This window comes from Gordonia sp. G4 (assembly GCF_057770005.1).
Genome location: NZ_CM173442.1, coordinates 4,224,476 through 4,245,129, shown reverse-complemented (window position 1 = coordinate 4,245,129; position 20,654 = coordinate 4,224,476). Strand labels below are relative to the sequence as shown.

The following is a 20,654-nucleotide window of genomic DNA, read 5'->3' as shown; positions in this document are numbered from 1 at the left end:
ATCGAGGCCAGCCCAATGTGAGGTTCGGGATGCTTCGGTGCCGATGGTTCTCAGGTGTCCCAATCGATCGAGCCGGCCATGTCCAGAAGCCGGCGTCGGCGCGCCTCCCCCGTTGCGCCCACCCAGGCGATGAGTCCGTAGACGTGTGCACGAAAGTCCGGGTGGTCATCATGATTCTGCGACGACGCCCCGTGGCGGCGCGCGTTGTGAAGCAGGGCCCTCAGATTGTCGTAGTCGGATCTCGCGACCTGGGGTCGGTCGTTGACGACCAGGCCGGCAAGGCGTTGGCGCTGATGGCTGTACATGATCCGGACCTTGCCCGGGTGGACGGTGAAACGCTCGTCCTCGACGATCCGGAGCATCGTCCAGAGCGCACGGTCGGCGTTTATCGCGTCGCCGGAGATCGCGAGGTCGTCGCCGTACCGGGTGTACCGGAGACCGTTGCGGCGGGCATAGCCGTCCAGGCGCTGGTCGAGTGGTCGCATCACGAGGTTGGCCAGATGCGGCGAGGTCGGCGCACCCTGAGGCAGGTGCCGGTCCCGTAGTAGCACCGCATGTTCGCGATCGAGTCCGCGAAGTTCGTCCACAGGCGTCGCCGTGGTGCACAATTCGGCGAGCAGGCGCGCGATGTGTGGCTGATAGCCGACGTCCCGGAAGACCGCACGGACACGCTGGACGGTGATGGTCTCGAAGCAGTGCCGTAGGTCGACGCGCACGACCGCGGGCCGGTCCGTGTGCGGCCAGGCGAAAGCAGCCGGCGATGACCCGGGCACGAAACCGCGGGCCGCCGGGTGTGCCGGGATGCGTTCGACCAGCCGTCTGAGAAGACGCCGCTGCGTTTCTCGCATCCGCGGCTTCGGAGCTTCGATGACGCGAACACCGTCGCGTTTCTCACGGCGCCAGATGCGGTAGTGCCGCAGCGGAGGACGCGCGGTCCGCAACCACTGGCCCCGGTCGGCGAACCACTCGAGCTCCGGGACGGTGAAGTCGAGCCAGTGCGCGAACTGCTCCACATCGTAGAGATCAGGCAGGTCGTCGAGCACTGTGCCCGTCGACTCCGGCTCGTGGAGCAGGATGGGCTGACCGACCGCGGGGGCCGGGTGTGTCCATGGCAGGAGGGCCTCGATCATCACGGTCGCGGGGTGGCGCGGTTCGTGTGGTGAGAGGTCGAAGATCCGTGCGGCCACGTCCGTGGTGACGTCAGCGGGCAGAACCGCGCGCAACGCGGTGAGCACCTCCGGCCACGTCCAGGCGGAATAGGTCCGCGAAAACGCTGCAGCGACTTCGGCTGCCTCGTTCGCGTCCAGAAAAGGCTCGGTCACGGCATCGTCGTGTGTCGGCGTGAGGGGTCTCGGTGATGAACGACGGGTGTAGTGACCAGAACTGTGATGCAGCGGCGCCGGGTGGCACGTGGAGCGTGCGCGCCGGCGTCGGACGCAGGAACCAGCTGTGAATTGCACCCAGGGGTTACCCCTGAGACGGATCGCGACGATCCACTCTCACCTCGCCCGTCGTTCATCAACCGACATGCTGCCACGGCGGTGGGACAACTCGGTGGAACGACGGGACGTGCGCGGGTCACCTGCGGCGGCTGCCGCTGGTGCAGTTGGCGAGAGTGCCTCGTGGGCGGCCGTTCTGCGGCTCGTCAGTGGCCGCACTGCATCTGAGGAACCTCTGGGTTGGCGGATCTCGTGGATGCATTGGTGCTCGCGTCGCTCCTGCATCGACTGAACCGTGGTCGCTGAATGTCGTTCCCCGTCATCACGGCCACGGCGTGGCCCTTGAATTGATGACCTCGGTGCTCGGCGGTACCGGCGTCCCGGCCTACCTGTGGGTTGTACGCGACAACGCACGGGCCGTGGCGTTCTACCGCAAACACGGCTTCGAACTCGACGGTGGCACACGCTACGACCCCGACTGGGACCGCCACGAAGTACGCATGACCACCACATAGGGATAAGGGACGAGAAACAACTCACATCGAAAAGGTGCAAGAACGACGCCGAGCCACTCCTACGGCGTTCGCCGGGCGTGCTCCACATCCGCGGACGCAGAAGCGCAAGTTGCCGATTGAAAGCCGACTTGCGGCCCGAATCGCGATACGGCTGTGACGGGAGTTCACCACTGTCAACGATTTACGCACAGTCGACGAAATCGACTGCACAGTCGAATATTTCGCGATCCCGGGCTTGTGGAAACTCCTCGAAATCGAACGAATGTGGATCTCCTGATCTGAAAGTGGGCGGTTTTCGGTCAGTTTCGATGTGGGAGTTCTGGGCATGCGCCGCCCCTGGTGAGGTTCGCCATCGCGATCAAAGCGTCGGGAGTGTGAAATCCGTACGACCGCTTTGTCAATGACCGCAGATGGCAGTTCGTTGCTTCGACTCGCGCATTGCTCATCTGACACTCGACCGCGTTAAAGATCTGGACCTCACGTTTACGGATACTCGGCGCCAGGGTGCGAATCTCTGGTATGTCACAAGCCTCCGCCTTCTTCAACCACCGCCGCAACGGCGCCCAACATGACAAGTAGGCACCTGAAAGTATGTGCCGTATCTCTTCTTTCATCTGATACGCACGGGCCAGCACACTGTTGGCATCGCTGACCACGATGGACTGCAACCGCTCCTGGTTCTCGGTGAGGCTGTCAGGATTCTTCAACAACGCCCACCTCAACCGGCCACGTTCCACCTTCGACAAGCCGGCTATCCGACTCATCACCCGAGACCGGCACCGGTCCAACGCCTGATTGACCCACTGCAGCACATGAAATGGGTCCATACACCAGTACGCCCCCGGCGCCTGCTCGGCGAGGACCGCACCGATGTACTCGGCGCCATCAGCACTGATATGGGTGATCCTGCGTGCGCGCACATCACCCAGTTCATCAAAGAACCGCTCGATCGTCTCCTTTTTGGCGCCCTCACCCGCCCATACCAACTGACCTGTGTCATGATTGACCACGACAACCAGGTACCGGCGGCCCTTGCGATAGGCGATCTCATCGATACCGATGCGCCGCAACCCGTTCAAGCGTTTAGTGAGTCCGACATGGTCGTCGACCACGCGCTCGACGATACGAGATACCGTCCGCCAGGAGACCCGCAGATAGGCACTGACCGCGGTCATCGGGGCGTGCGCGCACAGCCATGCGACGGTGTCGTCGAACGCCCTGGTCATCTTCGCTTCCGGACGTGCCCACGGAACCAACTCAGTCTTCACATCATGGCGAGGACACTGCACACGCTTGGCGGGCAACTCGAGGAAGCACCGCCAACCGCCCATGTCGAGATGTCGCCACCGTCGCGGCGCCGCAGGTTGATCGTAACCAGGGCAGCGCTTCTTACATTGCGGGCACCGTGATCGTGCGTTCTTGTGCAGTTCCAGCGACACGACCACCATCTGCCCGCGGTCATCCTCATCGAACCTGACACCCACAACACGGGCACGCTCGATTCCGAGCAACTTCTGCAGTACTCTGACAGTGCGCAACGCCCACTCCTTTGGTCTTGTTCTTCGCAAATCAAAACCTAAGCGAGACTGGGCGTTGCGTGCGTTAGGCTCGCGAAAAGGAACCCACTTCGACGTCAGAAGAGCCACGAATGTTCCTGTACCTTGGAGTCATGCCAGAGCTCACCACCCTCCTCGATCAGCTCATCGAGACCGCACCGCCCGCCGACGACTCCACGGGCACAGCAACATTCGACGCGTTGAACGTGCTCCGGTTGATACGCAACGCCGTCGATCACCAGATCGTCACCCACACAGCGCAACTCGACGAACTCGAAGTCGCACACAACGCAGGTGGCACCACCCGGCGGCTCTTGATCGAGATGGGACACGCACCCGCCATCGCCTCACGCATCATGCGAAGCGTCGACGGCCTGCCCACGCTGCCCGCCCTGGCACGTCACGCCGCCGACGGACGCCTGTCATCGGAAATCGTCGATGCCATCGTCCGCGGGATGTCGCACATCGACAAACGCTGTCCCGACGGACTTTCCGACAACTACAGGAGTTCGTACGAGGTCGAACTCCTCGGCCAAGCACTCTCCGGTGCGACACCGGCGCAAGTGCTTGAACACTCCCGTACGATCGCCAACACCCTTGCCGACGCCACCGACACCGCCATCCCCGCGGCCGAGGACTCGTCGTTGAACACCGTCAACGTCCACACCACCGACGACGGCCGAATCGACATCCGCGCCGACCTCACCCAGGTCGTCGGCGAGAAGTTTCTCGCGATGATCGACGAACGTTCCTGCCCACGACCTGAACCCGACGGCGCGGACGACCGACGCACCGCTGAGCAACGCCGTGCCGACGCCTTCGAGTTGATCCTCGACCAAGCCTCATTGGGTGCGAGCATTGACAGCATCGGCAGTCCCCGCACGCAGCTGTTGGTGACCATCCCCGCCGCCGGCGCCGACCCGGCAACCCTGCCGTGGACTGGATCCGTCAGCCAGGCAACCGCGAAACGACTGTCGTGCGACGGGTCGTTGACCGAGATCGTCCTCGACAGTGAGGGAGTTCCATTGCAGATGGGGCACGCCCGGCGGTTGTTCCCGGCGCACCTACGTAAAGCCGTGATCGTCAGAGATGGCTGCTGCATCAAATGTGGTGCGCCGCCGGCGCATACGCAAGTCCACCACATCGAGCACTGGGCCGACGGCGGTCCCACCGACCTCGACAACGGGTGCCTGCTCTGCCAACGCTGCCACACCCAGGTCCACCATCACGGCTGGGACGTCGTGATGGGCTTCGACCGGCATCCCTGGCTGGTCCCGCCCGCATCGATCGACCCACAACGACGGCCCATGCCCGCCCACAACCGGCGCACCATGCGACTCGACAACGCCGCCTGACCCCCGCCGATCACACTTTCGCGTAGCACCTTCCGCACCCGGCCTGGCCGGACCACTTCCGTCCCTTGACAACTCCATAGTGGGATAGCAAACGCCGAGAGTTGGAAGCTATGCTCGCTGGGTGCGAACGTGCCAGCGTCGCCCTGCTCGCTGAAGCGCGAGCTTGCGAGCGTTACGAAAGTTTCACAGTCTCGGTCGCCGGAACCTTCGTGGCTCGTCGCTTGCGCTCCTCGCACCTAAGGGAGCGGAGGGGCGGACGCTGTGCACCCCAGGGGGCAAGGGCATCGCCATGGCTCCTCGCACGTCAGGGTGCATCGCCATCGCTCGTCGCACCTCAGTGTCTGCGGACTGGCGGCCGTCGTGGTCCCGGAGAGACCTGTCCCGAGGTTGCGGGCTGCAGGTCCGCGCTACTTCGACCCAATGTGCGCTAGTTGTATCAGGCGCAGATCCAGGTAGGTAGCGACCTGTTGGGCCGCCTCACCGCCAGCCGCGGAACTCTACCCGCGGGGGCGCACCGTCCTCAGCCAGCGCGATCGCCTGGCGCGCGCCTACCACTCTCGTGACCGACAGACCTCAACTCGACTGGTGGACCTCGATCGAAGTCCACCAGTCGAGATGAGGTTCATCGGTCGAATTGGTCACCGGCGCAACGAGTAAGTCACGTCGACTCCTCACCTCGCGGGGGTGGGGGTTCTGCGGTTCTTCGGATCTGGGAGCGACGGCACCGCTATGGCTCCACCCGTGGGCGCGCGCTTCTGTGCGTCTGCAGGTCAGGGACTTGCGCGTTCCTCAGTCTCAGGCCCCGACGTAGTCGGCGAGGTGCTCGCCGGTGAGTGTGGACCGGTCGGCGACGATGTCGGCCGGCGTGCCCTCGAAGACGATCCTGCCCCCGTCGTGACCGGCGCCGGGGCCGAGGTCGATGATCCAGTCGGCGTGTGCCATGACGGCCTGGTGATGTTCGATGACGATCACCGACTTCCCGGAGTCGACGAGACGATCGAGGAGTCCGAGGAGCTGTTCGACGTCGGCGAGGTGGAGGCCGGTAGTCGGCTCGTCGAGGATGTAGACGTCACCCTTCTCCCCCATGTGGCTGGCCAGCTTCAGTCGCTGACGTTCGCCACCCGACAGGGTCGTCAGCGGCTGGCCGACCTTGATGTAGCCGAGCCCGACGTCGACCATCCGATGCAGGATCTTGTGCGCTGCCGGGAGTTTGGCGTCCCCGTCGGCAAAGAAGGCCTCCGCCTGGGCGACCGACATCTCGAGCACCTCACTGATGTTGCGGCCGCCGAAGGTGTACTCGAGCACCTCGGCCTGGAATCGCTTGCCCTCGCACACCTCGCAGGGCGCGGCGACGCCGGCCATCATCGCGAGGTCGGAGTAGACGACGCCCGCGCCGTTGCAGTTGGGGCAAGCGCCCTCGGAGTTGGCGCTGAACAGTGCCGGCTTCACGCCGTTGGCCTTGGCGAAGGCCTTGCGGATCGGTTCGAGCAGACCGGTGTAGGTCGCCGGATTGGAACGCCTCGACCCCTTGATGGCGCTCTGGTCGATGGAGACGACCCCGTCTTCCTTGGCCACCGTCGAGTTGATCAGGGAACTCTTTCCGGAGCCGGCGACGCCGGTGAGCACGACGAGCACGCCGAGAGGGATGTCGACATCGACATCGCGCAGGTTGTTCGCGTCGGCCCCACGGACCTCGAGATGTCCACTCGGCGTCCGGACCTCGTCCTTGACGGCTGCGCGGTCCTCCAGGTGGCGCCCGGTGAGCGTGTCCGCGGCCCGCAGTTCCTCGACGGTGCCCTCGAAGACGATCTCGCCGCCGTCGGTGCCGGCGCCCGGACCGATGTCGACGACGCGGTCGGCGATAGCGATCACCTCGGGCTTGTGCTCGACCACGAGGACCGTGTTGCCCTTGTCGCGCAAGGCCCGCAGCAGGTCGTTCATCCGGGTGATGTCGTGCGGATGGAGGCCGATCGACGGTTCGTCGAAGACGTAGGTCACGTCGGTCAGCGACGAACCCAGGTGACGGATCAGCTTGGTGCGCTGGGCCTCCCCACCGGACAGGGTGCCGGCCGGGCGTTCCAGCGACAGGTAGCCGAGACCGATGTCGACGAACGCGTCGAGATGATCGCGCACCGCCGCGATCAGGGGTGCCACCGACGGGTCGTCGAGGTCGGCAACCCATTGGGCGAGATCGCTGATCTGCATCGCACACGCATCGGCGATGCTGATGCCCTTGATCTTCGACGACCGCGTTTCCGCCGTGAGGCGGGTGCCCTCACAGTCCGGGCACTTCGCGAAGGTGATCGCGCGGTCGACGAAGGCACGGATGTGCGGCTGCATCGCCTCACGGTCCTTGCTCAGCATCGACTTCTGGATCTTCGGGATCAGACCCTCGAAGGTGATGTTGATGCCTTCGACCTTGATCTTCGTGGGCTCTTTGTACAGCAGGTCGTTGAGTTGCTTCTTGGTGTACTTCGCGATCGGCTTGTCGGGGTCGAAGAAGCCGCAGCCCCGATAGATCCGGCCGTACCAGCCGTCCATCGAGTAACCGGGAATGGTCAGCGCGCCCTCGTTCAGGGATTTCGACGAGTCGTAGAGCGCGGTGAGGTCGAAGTCGGAGACGTCTCCGCGACCCTCGCATCGCGGGCACATACCACCGGTGATGGAGAAGCTCCGGCGTTCCTTGACCTGCTGGCCGCCCTTCTCGATCGTGACCGCACCCGCCCCGCTGATCGAGGCGACATTGAACGAGAACGCCTGCGGTGAGCCGATGTGCGGAGTTCCCAAGCGGCTGAACAGGATACGCAGCATCGCGTTGGCATCGGTGGCCGTACCCACGGTCGACCGGACGTTGGCACCCATGCGTTCCTGGTCGACGATGATCGCGGTCGTCAGACCTTCGAGGATGTCGACGTCCGGGCGAGCCATCGAGGGCATGAAACCCTGGACGAACGCGCTGTACGTCTCGTTGATGAGGCGCTGGGATTCCGCGGCAATCGTGCTGAAGACCAGGGAGCTCTTCCCGGAACCGGACACACCGGTGAACACCGTCAGCCGCCGTTTGGGCAGATCGACGCTGACGTCCTTGAGGTTGTTCTCGCGTGCCCCGTGGACGCGGATGAGGTCGTGCGTGTCGGCGGGGTGGACATCGGCACTCGGTGCGGCGCCGTCCTGCTCGGCGGACCTTGATGCGGATCGGGCAGGCCGGGCGGTGCGCGTTGCTGGGCTCATCGTCTCTCCATCAGGGCAACGACCACCGGTCGACGGTCGTCATGGTTCGGGGCACTCGTGTCGTTCCGGGGGTTCGGCTGCGCGGGGGGTGTGCGCGGACTCCCGGTCGATCTAACCAGGGTGGAGGGCACGGCCGCGGAGAGTTGTCCATCGACGGCGGCGACGAGTGCGTCCGACGGCGGGAATCGACCGGGTCCGCACATCTCTCAGCCGGCCTGGTCGATACGGATGAGGTTGCCCGCCGGGTCACGGACGGCGGCGTCGCGCACGCCGTACGGCTGATCCATCGGTTCCTGCACGATGTCGACGCCACTGCCCTGCAGCTTCTCGAACAGGCCGTCGAGGTCGTCGGTCGCCAGCGTCAGGGCACCGTAGCTTCCCTTGGCGATCAGTTCGAGGATCGTCTGACGCTCGTCGTCGGTGATGCCGGGGTCGGCGGCCGGCGGATGCAGGACGATCGACGTACCCGGCTGTCCGGGCGGGCCGACGGTCAGCCACCGCATGCCGTCGTATCCGACGTCCTTGCGGAGTTCGAAGCCGAGGAGGTCGCGGTAGAAGGCGAGGGCCGCTTCGCCGTCGGTGTGTGGGAGGAAGGTGTATTGGATCGTGATGTTCATGGGATCAGGCTAGGCAGTCTCATCCACGCTGTGCTTCTCGATTCCTGATCGGTCTGGTGATGTTCTTCGCCAGGCACGCCGGTATCCCATCCGTCGCGTCGGCCGACTGTTCGCGGTACACCGTCGGCGGGACCCCGACGAGTTCGGTGAACCGGGTGCTGAAGGTGCCCAGCGAGGAACAGCCGACCTCGAAGCAGACCTCGGTGACGCTCAGGTCGCCGCGCCGGAGCAGGGTCATGGCGCGTTCGATACGACGAGTCATCAAGTACGAGTACGGCGATTCGCCGTAGGTCTGACGGAACTTCCGACTCAGGTGACCCGCCGACATGTTCGCCCCGCGCGCGAGCGCCTCGACGTCGAGCGGTTGCGCGTACTCGCGATCGATGCGGTCGCGGACCTGACGCAGCAAGGTCAGATCGCGCAGGCGCTGATCGGAATCGGTTCGCGGCACGAGTAGATCGTAATGCGCTGACGATCTGCTGCGCAGACGGTTCAGACCTCGAGTACTGCGGCTATGTCGGTGCCGAGTGCGTCGAGACGATGGGCGGCCTCCGCACGGGGTACGACGCCGTCCGGGCAGTCGAGCACGACCTCCAGGTAGCACTTCAGCTTGGGTTCGGTGCCCGAGGGACGGACGACGACGCGGTCGTCGGCTGCGGTCCGCAGCAAGATGCCGTCCGTCGGCGGCAGGTCGGCCGATCCGTGTGCGAGGTCCAGTTTCTCCACCACCGGCGACCCGGCGAGGTGATCGATGGACGTGGACCGAAGGCGCCCCATCATCTTGCCGATGAGGGCGGTGTCCTCGACGCGGATCGTCATCGGTGCGGTGGCGTGCAGGCCGTGGCGGCGCGCCAGGCGGTCGAGTTCGTCGGAGAGCGTACCGCCATCGCGGGCCAGTTCCTCGACCAGCGAGATCACCCGGACCATCGCACCGATGCCGTCCTTGTCGCGGACGGTGCCGGGGTCGGTGCAGTACCCGATCGCCTCCTCGTAGCCGAAGCGGAGGCCGGGTGTGCGGGCGATCCATTTGAACCCCGTGAGCGTCGCCGTGAACCGCAGTCCGTGATCCGCGGCGATACGGCCCAGCATCCGGCTCGACACGATCGAACTCGCCAGAGTGTCCCCGACTCGGGTCGAGTCACGCGCCGCCTGCTCCCCCAGCAACCCGCCGATCTCGTCACCCGTCAATTGCCGCCAGTGCCCGTCGGGACCGGGTGTGGCGACCGAGCATCGGTCGGCGTCGGGGTCCAAGGCGATCACGACGTCGGCGTCGACGTCGCGGGCGAGAGCCAGCGCGAGATCGAGTGCGCCGGGTTCCTCCGGGTTGGGAAACGGCACCGTCGGGAAGTCCGGGTCGGGATCGGACTGCGCCGACACGACATGCACGTCGCCGATTCCCGCGGCCCGCAACACATCTCGGGCAACCGAGCCGCCGACCCCGTGCAGCGGGGTCAAGACGACGCGGACCGGTGACGGACCGGGGTCGGTCCGTAACCCTGAGGTGCGCTCGATGTAGGTGCGGACGACCTCGTCGTCGAGGTGGATCACCGCTGCGGGGACACGCGGCACCTCGTCGGCGGGCGGCGCCTGCGCGATCCGGTCCGCGATGTCGGCGTCGGCGGGCGAGATGATCTGGACTCCCCGGCCCGCGTCGTCGGTGGCGCGGCCACCGAGGTAGACCTTGTAGCCGTTGTCGGCCGGCGGGTTGTGCGAGGCGGTGATCATCACCCCGGCGTCGCAGCGCAGCGATCGCGTCGCGTGGGCGGTCACCGGGGTCGGCAGTCGGGGCGGCAGTGCGAAGACGGTGAGCCCCTGCGCGGCAAGCACATCGGTCGCCGCGTCGAAGAACTCGGCGGATCCGTGCCGGGCGTCGCACCCGACCACTACGCGCGCGTCGGGACCGACCGTGTCGAGCAGATACCGGGCGAGCCCGGCAGTCGCCCGGGTGACGACGGCGACGTTCATCCGCGACTCGCCCGCCCCGACCTCACCGCGCAGGCCCGCGGTCCCGAAGGTCAGCGGCCCGCCGAAGCGTGACGCGAGTTCCTCGGCGGCAGCGTCGTCGCCGGCCTCGGCTGCGTCGATCAGTTCGGTGAGCGTGGCTCGGGTCGACGGATCGGGATCGTGGTCTCGCCAGTGTCGTGCGGTCTCGATCGTCGTCACCGGATGCGGCGGCCGGGCTCGACGCGGTCGCCCAACGCGACGCGGGCGCCACGCAGGATCTGGGTGTCCATTCCGACGAGTGTGATCTTGTCCGTGGGTACCGGGCGCGTCCGGGGGTGCCCGCCGATCACCGCATTCGGGCCGACGCGAACCCGTTCGTCGAGCACCGACCATGCGACCGAGGCGCCGGCGCCGATGACGGCGTCGGCGAAGACCACCGAATCGGCCACCACCGCGCCCTTCTCCACGACCACCCCCGGTCCGAGGACGCTGCGCCGGACGGTCCCGAGAACGTGGGCGCCGCCGCTGACCAGACTGTCCTCGACGACCGCCCCGGCCTCGATACGCGCGGCCGGTCGTTGGGGTTGATTGGTGAGGATCGGCCGGTCGCTGCGGAAGACGTCGATCGACCCCGAGATGAGGTCGCGATGTGCCTGAAGGTAGGTCTCCGGACGACCGGCATCGATCCAGTAGCCCGGCATCGCGTGGGCGACCGTCTTGCCGCGGTCGACGAACCAGGGCAACAGATGCTCGCCGAAGTCGCCCAGGCCGGTGTCGTCCTTCGGCGAACCCTCCGTCGTCCGCCTCTCGAGATACTCCAGGCCTTCGATGAGGGCGGCCGGGTCGTAGACGAAGATCTCGGTCGCGATCGTGCGGGTGGTGGCGCGCTCGGGCTTGTAGCGGAACTCGCGGACCGTCCCGTCGCGGCGGGTCTTGACGGTGGCGTGCTGGGCGGCCTCGTCGAGCGGGCAGGTGGTGGTGACGACGGTGCACTCGGCCCCGTGCCGGCGATGGGTCTCGATGGCATCGCGGAAGTCGAAGTCGTAGACGTGGTCGGCGCTCATGACGATGACCTCGGCCGGAGCGTGGGCGGCGATGCGACCGCGGATGCGATACAGCAGGTCGGCGTTACCGGTGGCGAATCCGTCTTCGGTCTCCGCGGCGTCGGTCTGTTCCGGTGTCACGACGCGTAGCCCGCCGCTCGTGCGGTCCAGGTCCCAGGGACGTCCGCCCGCCACGATCTGCGTGATGGTCTCGGCCTCGTACTGCACGCACAGCCACACGTCGTCGATGTGACTGTGATGCAGATTGGACAGCGGAAAGTCGATCAGCTGATAGTTGCCCGCGAACGGCAACGCGGGTTTCGCGCGCCGGTCGGTCAGCACCTCCATCCGCGAACCACGTCCACCGGCCTGCACGATCGCGAGAACCTCCGAATAACGCATCACCCCAGTCTGCCGCACGCCGCCGGGTTTGCCGGGATAGCGCGCCCGTGGAGCTGTCGGTGGCATGCTCGATCACGAGGCCCGCGGGCCGGTCTGATGAGGGAGGTACGCCGTGACCCGCATTCGCCGGGCCGAGCACGCGACGAAGGAGCGTGTCGAGGTCGACTGTCTCGTCGTCGGCGGTGGGATCGTCGGTCTGGCCGTGGCACGGTCGTTCGCCCTGCAAGGGCGCGAGGTCGTCGTCTTGGAGGCTGGGGATTCCGTTGCGCGCAAACGACGTCGCGGAGTTCGGAGGTCATCCACGCCGGCATCTACTATCCCGAGGACAGCCTGAAGGCGAGGTTGTGCGTCGAGGGCCGGGAACGGTTGACGCGCTTCTGCGATGAGCACGACGTGTCGTGGGCGCGGCCGGGCAAGCTCATCGTCGCCACCGACGACACCCAGCGCGATCGACTGGACGGGATACTCCGGCGCGGACTGGCCAACGGCGTCGCCGACCTCCGGCAGGTCGGCGTCGACGAACTGCGCGACCGCGAACCAGAGGTCCACGGCGCGGCGGCACTGTTCTCTCCGTCGACCGGGATCGTCGACGTCGACGGTGTGGTCCGTGCGCTCCGGCAGGACCTCGAGGCACTCGGCGGAGCGATCGCGTTGCGCAGCACGGTGATCGGCGGTCGGGTCGATCCGGGCGGTGTCACCGTGCAGACGCGCGACGGCGAGGTGGCCGCGGCCCGGACACTGGTCAACTGCGCCGGCATCGGTGCATGGCAGGTGGCTCGGAGCCTGATGGGGTTCGACGGCCCGATCCCGCCGCGCTTTCTCGCCAAGGGCAACTACTTCGGACTGTCCGGCGTCCGAGCGCCGTTCCGGCACCTCGTGTATCCGGTACCCGCCGACGGCGGGTTGGGCGTGCACTTCACGATGGACCTCGCCGGCGCCACGCGATTCGGCCCCGACGTCGAATGGTTGACCGTGCCCGCCGAACGGGCGGTTGCCGAGGCCGAACTCGACTACGCGGTCGACGAAGCCCGCACCGACGCGTTCGAACGCGCCATACGCAGCTATTGGCCGGGATTACCCACGGGCGCACTGGTTCCTGCCTATGCGGGGATCCGGCCGAAGGTCGCGGGACCCGGCACTGCTCCCGGCGACTTCGAGATCCACGGCCCCGAAACACACGGGATCGCCGGGCTGGTCAACCTGTTCGGTATCGAGTCACCGGGCATCACGTCGTCACTGGCGATCGCCGACCACGTGGTCGGTCTGGTCACGCCCCCGACGACGTGACCAGACCGACCGGCCGACCTCAGCCCTGCTGTGCCCCGGCCTCTTTCGGATGGTGCTGGTAGGCGGCGCTCGCCTTCTCGCGGACCTTCATGGCCTGGATCGCGTCGTGGTGGCGTCGTGCGTGGTACGCCAGCGGAAAGTAGGTCAGGCGTTCGGGAAGTGTGCGGTAGGCGAACCGGAGATTGCGATGGATTCGCTCGAGGTGTCGCTGCTCGGCGTCGGTCCAGGTGAGCCCGAGGATCTCGCGCACGCGCGGATCCATGACACCGACGGTGGTCAGGTAGTTGAAGTTCTGGAACGGCACCGAAGCGGTGGCGGCCGCCTTCTTGGCAGCGGGACGCAACGGCCTGGGCACCGACTTCGGGATGACCGGCGCCGCACGCATCTGACCGATCAGTTCCAGCGCGACCGGGTGCCGGACCAGCTTGTTCTCGATGAAGTCGTCGAAGTACTCGTCGAACTCTTCCAAGGTCTCGGGGTAGTCCTTCATCGGCACCTGGACGATCTTCGCGATCCGCCGGTTGTCACGCAGGAGTTCCTTGCGCTCGTCGAGGGTGAAGTGACGGCCCAGCACCAGCGGCGCGGCGGTCTTGATGGTCGGCAGCGCGGTGGCGATCACCCAGGCATAGGCCTCCGGGTTGAGCGCACTGATGTGCTTGCCCTCGGAATTGCGCATCTGCAGCGGTTGGTGCAACTTCCGGAGTCGCTTGCCCTCCTCCAGCGCTTCCTGCCCGCCGTAGGTCCAGCGCAGCACCGAATCGGCGGATCGGATCGCACGGCCGACGGGGTCGGTGCGGAAGACCGAGTACTTGTCGACGACGTCGCCGATGACCGGGTGCATCACCTGCATCACGAACGCCGCCCCGTTGATCGGGAGGAACGTGTACATACCCGTGAGCTTGGCGGTCAGCGAGTCCGGCGGGATCAGCTCGATCTCGTCGTCGCGATGGTTGAGCAGAGGCTCACCCGTCACGACGTCACTGGTTACGGGTTCGGTCACTGTCCGTTCTTCGTGTACCGCGGTCATGGTGGCCCCCAACATCGGCTCGGAAACAAAGCTAATTCGACAACATTCGTAGTCAGATTAGCGCAGGCGTTCTCGAAAACCCACCGTTTGCCGGATTTCGGGCGCTTCGACGCCGAAGGCCGCTGTCAGGAGTCGGGACCGATGACCACGGTTCGCGAGGCGAGTTCGCGGTGGCGGACCGTGAAGATCCGCGTGCCCTTCTTACGTCCGACCCGGATCTCGCTGAGGTCGAGGCCGGCCGCCGTCAGGCGCGCGTGGGTGGCGTCGACGTCGACCGACCGCCATGCGACGCCCCAGAGTGAGACCGGCGACGAGGGCACCGGGTCGGCCGCCGGGCGAGGCGCCGCCACGACCTCGACGATCAGGTCGCCCCGCCGGAAGAACAACTGGCGGGCGTCCTGCCCGATCGGCTGGTCGAGCCGGAAATCGAGATCGAAGGTGCCGGCGAACAGGGCGACGGCGACATCCCGGTTGTCGCAGGTGAAGACCAGGTGGTCGAGACCGGTGAGGTCGCCGCGGGGGTCGGCCCCGAGGTCGGGACGCTCGGCTATCCCGACCGCGGAGATGTCACCGAGTGCGCCGAGGGCCGAATCGGCGAGCGGATGACCGCGTCGGCCGAGCAGCCGCCGGGTCGCCGGGACGTCGTCGACGGTGAAGTAGACGTCGTGGGTGTCGGATCCGCCGGCGCGTGGCCGCAGCGAGAGCACGACGTTGCCGACGCCCACGGCTCGACGGCCGTCGGCGCCGGCACCGACCTCGCGTCCGAGCAGCCGCTCATAGGTCTCGGCGGCCGACGGCAGATCGTCGCTCGCGAGGTCGACGAGGGCGTGCGGGCCGGCGGGGAGGTTCGTCACCGCTTCTTCTTACCCTTTCGACGCGCCGCGGGCGGCGGTACCCGTCGATGGATCAATTGCGCGGAGCTCGTGATATGCCATGCGCCGCACGAACACTCGTAGTACCGAAGTTCTGACGCGGTACCGACCAGGTGCCGACGCAGCCGATCGATGCCCTCACGCGCGTCGGCGGGCGAGGCGAACGGCAACTTGTCGGGCGTCGGGCACGCGGGGTAGTCGACACCGGACCGGCGCGGGCGGCGCGGTTGATCGCGAAACGCGGTGCGTGCCTCGATCTCGCGATAGAACGCTTCGAGATCGTCGTCGGAGAAGGGCACCCGTCGATTATCCCCCTGTGGCGCGGGTCCATCGCGCCGGGCGGCCCGGGTCGCGCGCGGTCTCTCGGGTCAGCGGGCCATCCACAGCCGCCGGCGGATGACCTCACGCATACGACGCAGCTCCGAGTCCGTCAACGCCGACGGCGGGTCGGTGTCGACCAGGCGGTCGACCTCCGAGAAGAAGTCCCGATCGGTGAGACCGAACTCCTCGCCGATCTGTCGGGAGGAGCCCCCGCCCAAGGAGTACCAATTCGTCTCGAACTGGATCATATGCTGCTGCTTGCTGTCCATGAAAGCCACCGAATCTGCGTTTTCGACCGAGAACCTGAACGTTCGCCGCGGAGCCATCCGGCTTCGGCCCCCGCGTGACGCACGTCACCGACGTCGTCATTTCTACACCTGTCGACCGACAGATGACAGCGGGTGGCCCAGGCTGATTCCAAAGGTGTCTCAAACGTTCATCGCGCGTTCGAGAAGACCCCGAGACGAACCTCAGACGGCGACACGATCGGGGCTCGCCGCCCGCGCCTCGCGCCTGTTCGCGCGGATGCTGCTCGCGAGGGAGGCGCCGATGAACGCCACGCCGACGAGCCCGGTGATCACCTCGTTGATCTCGACCTCGATGCTGATCAGCAAGATCGCGGCCAGCGCGCCGATCGCCCAGTGCGCGCCGTGCTCGAGGTAGCGGTACTCCCCCAGCGTGCCCTTGCGAACGAGGTAGATCGTGATGGACCGGACGAACATCGCGCCGATGAAACCGAGCCCGAGCGCGATGATGATCGGGTCCGAGGTGATGGCGAACGCGCCGATCACCCCGTCGAAGGAGAACGAGGCGTCCAGCAGCTCCAGGTAGAGGAAGAGGAAGAACCCGGCCTTGCCGGTGGCGACGGTGACCGGGTGCGGACCGTCCCGTCCCGTATCGGGCTCCATGAACAGCGAACTCAATCCGTCGACGGTGATGTAGGTGACCATGCCGAGGAGGCCGGCGATCAGGACCGTCGCGCGGCTCTCGTCGGGCGCCAGGAACTCGGCGGTGACCACCAGTGCCAGTGCGGCGAGCACGACGGCGAGTTGGTCCAGCTTGCCGAGGGTGGCCAGTGGCCGCTCGAGCCACGTGAGCCACGTCAGCGACCGCTCGGTCAGTACGAAGTTGAGGAACAGCAGAAGGAGGAACATCCCGCCGAACGCCGCGATCTGCGGGTGCGCCTCGGTGAGGATGGTCTCGTAACTGGGCTGTCCGTCGGCGAAGTGGGTCTGGCCCTCGGGCGGCGGGTTCATCGCCAGCTCGAGCGCCTCGACGGGATTGAGGTTCCCGGTGATCCAGACGATCACGAGCGGGAACAGCAGGCGCATCCCGAAGACCGCGATGAGGACGCCGACGGTGAGGAACATGCGCTGCCAGAACGCGCTCATCCGCTCCAGGATGGTCGCGTTGATGACCGCGTTGTCGAACGACAGCGACACCTCGAGGACCCCGAGGATGGCGCAGAGCGCGAGTCCGGTCCAGCCGAGGTAGAGGTAGGCGACGACCAGCGCCACGAGAGTGACGACGAGGGACGGTGCGAAGATGCGCGCGATCATCGCAACTTCTCGGCTTCCCGGGCGAGATCCAGCAAGGTGTCGGTGAGGCCGGCGAGCACATGGTGGTCGGCGCGTTCGGCCACGGCCGTGCCGAGGTCCTCGGCGGCACACCGGAGGGCGAACATCCGGTCGCCGAAGTCGGCGGCCTCGGCCGCGGAGAGGATGACCGCGTCGTCGGGAATGGATGTGCCCTCGAGCAGCGTTCTCTGCTCGTAGGCTCGCTGCCTGCACGAACGCTTGCAGTATTTCCGACGGCGCCCCAGCTCGGAGTCGACCATCGCGCGACCGCACCACGCGCAGGCGTACGGCCGACGTCGGCGCGAAACGCCGGGTCCGACACCCGGCGATGCGCCGTTCTCCACCCGGTGCGAAGTGCCTGGTTCCACACCGAGACCGTACCGCTTACGGTCCCGCTGACGGCGCTGGGCAACACGGGTCGTCGCCGGTGACGAACCTGCGCGGGAAAGCGCGTAGAATATTCCTGTTGACGACCCGAAAGTCGTGCGCAGCGTTGCGCGCGAACCAGGAATGCAACAGAGATCTCCCGGCAGACCGGGAGATCCGACGAAGTTGAGAGGAACCCTTCATGGCAGATCGAGTACTTCGGGGTAGCCGCCTCGGCGCGGTGAGCTACGAGACCGATCGAGACCACGACCTCGCGCCACGACGCATCGTCCAGTACCGCACCGACAACGGCGAGATCTTCGACGTGCCGTTCGCCGACGACGCGGAGGTCCCGTCGAAGTGGCCGTGCAAGAACGGCATGGAAGGCACCATCCTCGAAGGCGCCGAGCCCGAGGAGAAGAAGGGCAAGCCGCCGCGCACCCACTGGGACATGCTCCTCGAACGTCGCAGTGAGGAAGAGCTCGAAGTGCTGCTCAACGAGCGCCTCGACCTCCTCAAGCAGCGACGCAAGGGCATCACCAACTGATACACAGGGCGCCTGACGCCCCGATACGAACAGACCCGGCAGGATCACCTGCCGGGTCTGTTCGTCTGCACACAAGGGTCAGCGCGTCCGGAGGAGCCCCCAGCGCTCGAGCCGGCTCTGGACTCCCCAGCGGGCGACCATCGTGAACGCCTCGGACATGACCCCGCCGCTCATCTTCGAGACGCCGATCTCGCGTTCGGTGAACGTGATCGGCACCTCCCGGACGTCGAATCCGGCACGCACGGTTCGCCAGGCGAGATCGATCTGGAAGCAGTATCCGGCGGACTCGACGGTGTCGAGCTGGATCTTCTCCAGAACGATGCGGCGGTAGGCGCGGAAACCGGCGGTGATGTCGTGCACCCCCGCCCCGAGGGCGAGTCGTGCGTACGTGTTGGCCCCACGGGAGAGGAACTCTCGGCGCTTGGGCCAGTTCACGAGTCTGCCGCCGGGGACGTACCGGGATCCGATCACGAGATCCGCGCCGTCGTTGATGGCGTCGAAGAGTCGATGCAGCTGTTCGGGTGCGTGGCTGCCGTCGGCGTCCATCTCGACGATGACGGCGTAGTCGCGGTCGAGTCCCCACGCGAAGCCGGCGAGATAGGCCTTGCCCAGGCCGTCCTTGTCGACGCGGTGCATCACGTGCACGCGCGTGGTCTCGTCGGCGCGGGCGAGTTCGTCGGCGACGTCGCCCGTACCGTCCGGGCTCGAGTCGTCGACGACGAGAACGTGCGCCCCCGGCAGTACGTCCTGCAGACGTCCGATGATCAGCGGCAGGTTGTCGCGTTCGTTGAACGTCGGCACGACGACCAGTGCGCCCGTGCCGTCGGCGCCGACCACGCGTTGCGGCGCGTCGTCGGGCCGCCGCTGCCCTGCCGTGGCGTCAATCCCCGATGCCATCGAGCTCCTTCGTGTCACCGGTCGCCCGTGCGGCGACCCTGCGTGGCCTGAGTGAGAACCTAGTACGCGAGCGCAGCGCAAACAAAAGTCCGGCCACCGCCGCGATGATCGCCAGCACCTCCGGCCACGGGCCCAGGCGGGTCGCGAGGGTCATGTCGTCGTGCAGCGGAAGACGTCCGGTCAGGACGTCGGAGGTGAACACGCCGGACTGTCGGCTGATGGATCCGTCGGGCTCGATGACGGCGCTCACCCCGCTGGTGGCCGCGACGACGACGGCACGTCCGTGTTCGACGGCGCGGACCTGTGACATGGCCAACTGCTGGTAGGTCATCTCGGTCCGGCCGAAGGTCGCGTTGTTGGTGGGCACGAAGAGCATCTGGGCGCCCTCGCGCACGGACTGTCGCGCGGCCCGGTCGAAGGCGACCTCCCAGCAGGTCGCGACCCCGACGGTCACCGTCCCCGAGCGACCGGGCACATCGACCACCGTGGGTCCGGTGCCGGGGCGGAAGTCTCCGGCCATGTCCGCATATGACGAGAACAGGCGGAAGAACGGCCGCCACGGGAGGTATTCGCCGAACGGCTGGACGATGTGCTTGTCGTAGCGGTCGACCGGGCCCTGCGCGCCGTCCCAGACCAGGACCGAATTGGTGGGTCGGCCATCGGGGTTGCGGATGAGCGTGCCGACCAGGATCGGCGCGTCGACGGCCTCGGAGGCCGCGGTGATCCCGGCGGCCGCGTCTGCGTTGTCCAGCGGCGAGATGTCCGAGGCGTTCTCCGGCCACAGGACGAAGTCGGGCTGCTCTGTCTGCCCGGTGTCGATCGCCCGGCCGTAGGCCATCGTGGTGCGGACATGATTGTCGAGGACAGCGCGCCGCTGGGCGTTGAAATCCAGACCCAGTCGCGGGACATTGCCCTGGATGGCACCGATCCGGGCCGAGGACGTCGCGATGTTGCGGTCGAGGCTGGCGGGGGTCGCCGCGATGGCCGCGATCGGTGCGAGCAGCGCGATGGCCACCGCGGCGGTCGCGATGCGCACCACGCCCGAGGACCGTTCGGTGGACGGCCCCGGGCCGTCGGCGTGCTCGGGGTCGGAGACGGTCGTCGTGCGCCGGTACGCCCGGGTGAGGATCACGAGCAGCCAGGCGACCGCGGAGCCGAACAGCGCGACACCTGCTGACAACCCCGGCGCGCCGAGCACCGAGGCCAGCGGCAGCAGCGGTCCGTCGACCTGACTGAATGCGGTTCTCCCCCAAGGAAACCCGCCGAACGGAAAGGCGGAACGGAGCGCTTCGACGAGCACCCACGACAGCGTGAACCACACCGGAGGCACCGGAAGCCGCATCGTCAGGGTGGCGATCGCGCCGAACAGCGCGAGATAGACGGCGAGCACCGCGGCCAGGGCGAGCCACGGGAGTGGACCGACGTACACGCCGATCCACGGCAACAGCGGCACGAAAAACGCCAGCCCGAAGACGAAGCCGATCCACGCGCCGGTGCGCACCCGGGGCGACCCGACGAAGAGTGCGGCGAACAACAGGCCGAGGCCGAGGACCGCGAGGAACCACCAGTTGCGGGGTGGGAACGCGGCCCACATCGCGACACCCGCGGCGGCGGCGGTCCCGGTACGTGCGAGCCAGGACCGTGAGATCCGGGATCGG

At 66.8% G+C, this 20,654-nt stretch carries 18 protein-coding genes and 1 pseudogene; 4 read left to right on the top strand and 15 right to left on the bottom strand.

Translation table 11 applies throughout. The annotated features are described in order from the left end of the window. Positions 1-50: 50 nt before the first annotated feature. Positions 51-1,322, bottom strand: coding sequence for a reverse transcriptase family protein (locus AC3B5T_RS19095; protein ID WP_055477332.1), 1,272 nt, complete (start codon positions 1,320-1,322; stop codon positions 51-53). A gap of 278 nt (positions 1,323-1,600) precedes the next feature. On the opposite strand from AC3B5T_RS19095, the gene AC3B5T_RS19090 reads away from it, so the two are divergent. After that, complete coding sequence (locus AC3B5T_RS19090) at positions 1,601-1,954, top strand: GNAT family N-acetyltransferase (RefSeq protein ID WP_331456861.1); 354 nt, start codon at positions 1,601-1,603, stop codon at positions 1,952-1,954. A gap of 299 nt (positions 1,955-2,253) precedes the next feature. Here AC3B5T_RS19090 and AC3B5T_RS19085 read toward each other — a convergent pair whose 3' ends face one another. Next, a complete protein-coding gene (locus AC3B5T_RS19085; RefSeq protein ID WP_165629364.1) occupies positions 2,254-3,492 on the bottom strand; it encodes an ISL3 family transposase in 1,239 nt (412 codons plus the stop codon). 110 nt (positions 3,493-3,602) lie between these two features. Between AC3B5T_RS19085 and AC3B5T_RS19080 the strand changes: the two genes are divergently transcribed. Further along, complete coding sequence (locus AC3B5T_RS19080) at positions 3,603-4,865, top strand: HNH endonuclease (protein ID WP_488357818.1); 1,263 nt, start codon at positions 3,603-3,605, stop codon at positions 4,863-4,865. 795 nt (positions 4,866-5,660) lie between these two features. Here AC3B5T_RS19080 and AC3B5T_RS19075 read toward each other — a convergent pair. The 5 genes from AC3B5T_RS19075 to AC3B5T_RS19055 all read right to left on the bottom strand — a co-directional run bounded on the left by AC3B5T_RS19075 (position 5,661) and on the right by AC3B5T_RS19055 (position 12,102). Further along, the gene (locus AC3B5T_RS19075; protein ID WP_055474562.1) at positions 5,661-8,096 is read right to left on the bottom strand and encodes an ATP-binding cassette domain-containing protein; all 2,436 of its coding nucleotides are present in this window, start codon (positions 8,094-8,096) and stop codon (positions 5,661-5,663) included. Between the two features lie 206 nt (positions 8,097-8,302). Then, positions 8,303-8,713 carry a VOC family protein gene (locus AC3B5T_RS19070; RefSeq protein ID WP_010841123.1) on the bottom strand — a complete coding sequence of 137 codons (411 nt, stop codon included), beginning with the start codon at positions 8,711-8,713 and terminating at the stop codon, positions 8,303-8,305. Positions 8,714-8,732: 19 nt separating this feature from the next. After that, complete coding sequence (locus AC3B5T_RS19065) at positions 8,733-9,164, bottom strand: helix-turn-helix transcriptional regulator (RefSeq protein ID WP_010841122.1); 432 nt, start codon at positions 9,162-9,164, stop codon at positions 8,733-8,735. A gap of 41 nt (positions 9,165-9,205) precedes the next feature. After that, on the bottom strand, positions 9,206-10,876 hold the full coding sequence (locus AC3B5T_RS19060) for a phospho-sugar mutase (protein ID WP_055474563.1): 1,671 nt from the start codon (positions 10,874-10,876) through the stop codon (positions 9,206-9,208). Next, a complete protein-coding gene (locus AC3B5T_RS19055; protein WP_055474564.1) occupies positions 10,873-12,102 on the bottom strand; it encodes a glucose-1-phosphate adenylyltransferase family protein in 1,230 nt (409 codons plus the stop codon). Before AC3B5T_RS19055 ends, AC3B5T_RS19060 begins: the two co-directional genes overlap by 4 nt. A gap of 112 nt (positions 12,103-12,214) precedes the next feature. Between AC3B5T_RS19055 and AC3B5T_RS19050 the strand changes: the two are divergent. Then, a pseudogene (locus tag AC3B5T_RS19050) lies at positions 12,215-13,389 on the top strand (NAD(P)/FAD-dependent oxidoreductase). Between the two features lie 19 nt (positions 13,390-13,408). Here AC3B5T_RS19050 and AC3B5T_RS19045 read toward each other — a convergent pair. The 6 genes from AC3B5T_RS19045 to AC3B5T_RS19020 form a co-directional block, all read right to left on the bottom strand. Then, positions 13,409-14,416, bottom strand: a complete 1,008-nt coding sequence (locus tag AC3B5T_RS19045; RefSeq protein ID WP_014926759.1) for an oxygenase MpaB family protein — start codon at positions 14,414-14,416, stop codon at positions 13,409-13,411. Between the two features lie 125 nt (positions 14,417-14,541). Then, the gene (locus AC3B5T_RS19040) at positions 14,542-15,270 is read right to left on the bottom strand and encodes a VOC family protein (protein WP_055474565.1); all 729 of its coding nucleotides are present in this window, start codon (positions 15,268-15,270) and stop codon (positions 14,542-14,544) included. After that, positions 15,267-15,587 (bottom strand): hypothetical protein, encoded by a 321-nt coding sequence (locus tag AC3B5T_RS19035; protein WP_055474566.1) that lies wholly within the window; start codon positions 15,585-15,587, stop codon positions 15,267-15,269. Before AC3B5T_RS19035 ends, AC3B5T_RS19040 begins: the two co-directional genes overlap by 4 nt. 69 nt (positions 15,588-15,656) lie before the next feature. Next, positions 15,657-15,878, bottom strand: a complete 222-nt coding sequence (locus tag AC3B5T_RS19030) for a DUF3263 domain-containing protein (protein WP_055474704.1) — start codon at positions 15,876-15,878, stop codon at positions 15,657-15,659. 201 nt (positions 15,879-16,079) lie between these two features. Continuing rightward, entirely contained in the window at positions 16,080-17,168 is a 1,089-nt protein-coding gene (locus AC3B5T_RS19025; RefSeq protein WP_010841114.1) for a DUF475 domain-containing protein, read from the bottom strand. Further along, positions 17,165-17,530 carry a hypothetical protein gene (locus AC3B5T_RS19020; RefSeq protein WP_197282733.1) on the bottom strand — a complete coding sequence of 122 codons (366 nt, stop codon included), beginning with the start codon at positions 17,528-17,530 and terminating at the stop codon, positions 17,165-17,167. Before AC3B5T_RS19020 ends, AC3B5T_RS19025 begins: the two co-directional genes overlap by 4 nt. Positions 17,531-17,754: 224 nt before the next feature. Between AC3B5T_RS19020 and AC3B5T_RS19015 the strand changes: the two genes are divergently transcribed. Further along, positions 17,755-18,099: an RNA polymerase-binding protein RbpA gene (locus AC3B5T_RS19015; protein ID WP_004019027.1), complete on the top strand. Its 345-nt coding sequence runs from the start codon at positions 17,755-17,757 to the stop codon at positions 18,097-18,099. A 78-nt stretch (positions 18,100-18,177) separates the two neighbouring features. Here AC3B5T_RS19015 and AC3B5T_RS19010 read toward each other — a convergent pair whose 3' ends face one another. Together AC3B5T_RS19010 and lnt are read right to left on the bottom strand one after the other, a co-directional pair. Continuing rightward, positions 18,178-18,996 (bottom strand): polyprenol monophosphomannose synthase, encoded by an 819-nt coding sequence (locus AC3B5T_RS19010; protein ID WP_051129753.1) that lies wholly within the window; start codon positions 18,994-18,996, stop codon positions 18,178-18,180. Next, positions 18,980-20,590 carry an apolipoprotein N-acyltransferase gene (gene lnt, locus AC3B5T_RS19005; RefSeq protein WP_488358787.1) on the bottom strand — a complete coding sequence of 537 codons (1,611 nt, stop codon included), beginning with the start codon at positions 20,588-20,590 and terminating at the stop codon, positions 18,980-18,982. The genes AC3B5T_RS19010 and lnt overlap by 17 nt, the downstream gene beginning before the upstream one ends. Positions 20,591-20,654 lie beyond the last annotated feature (64 nt).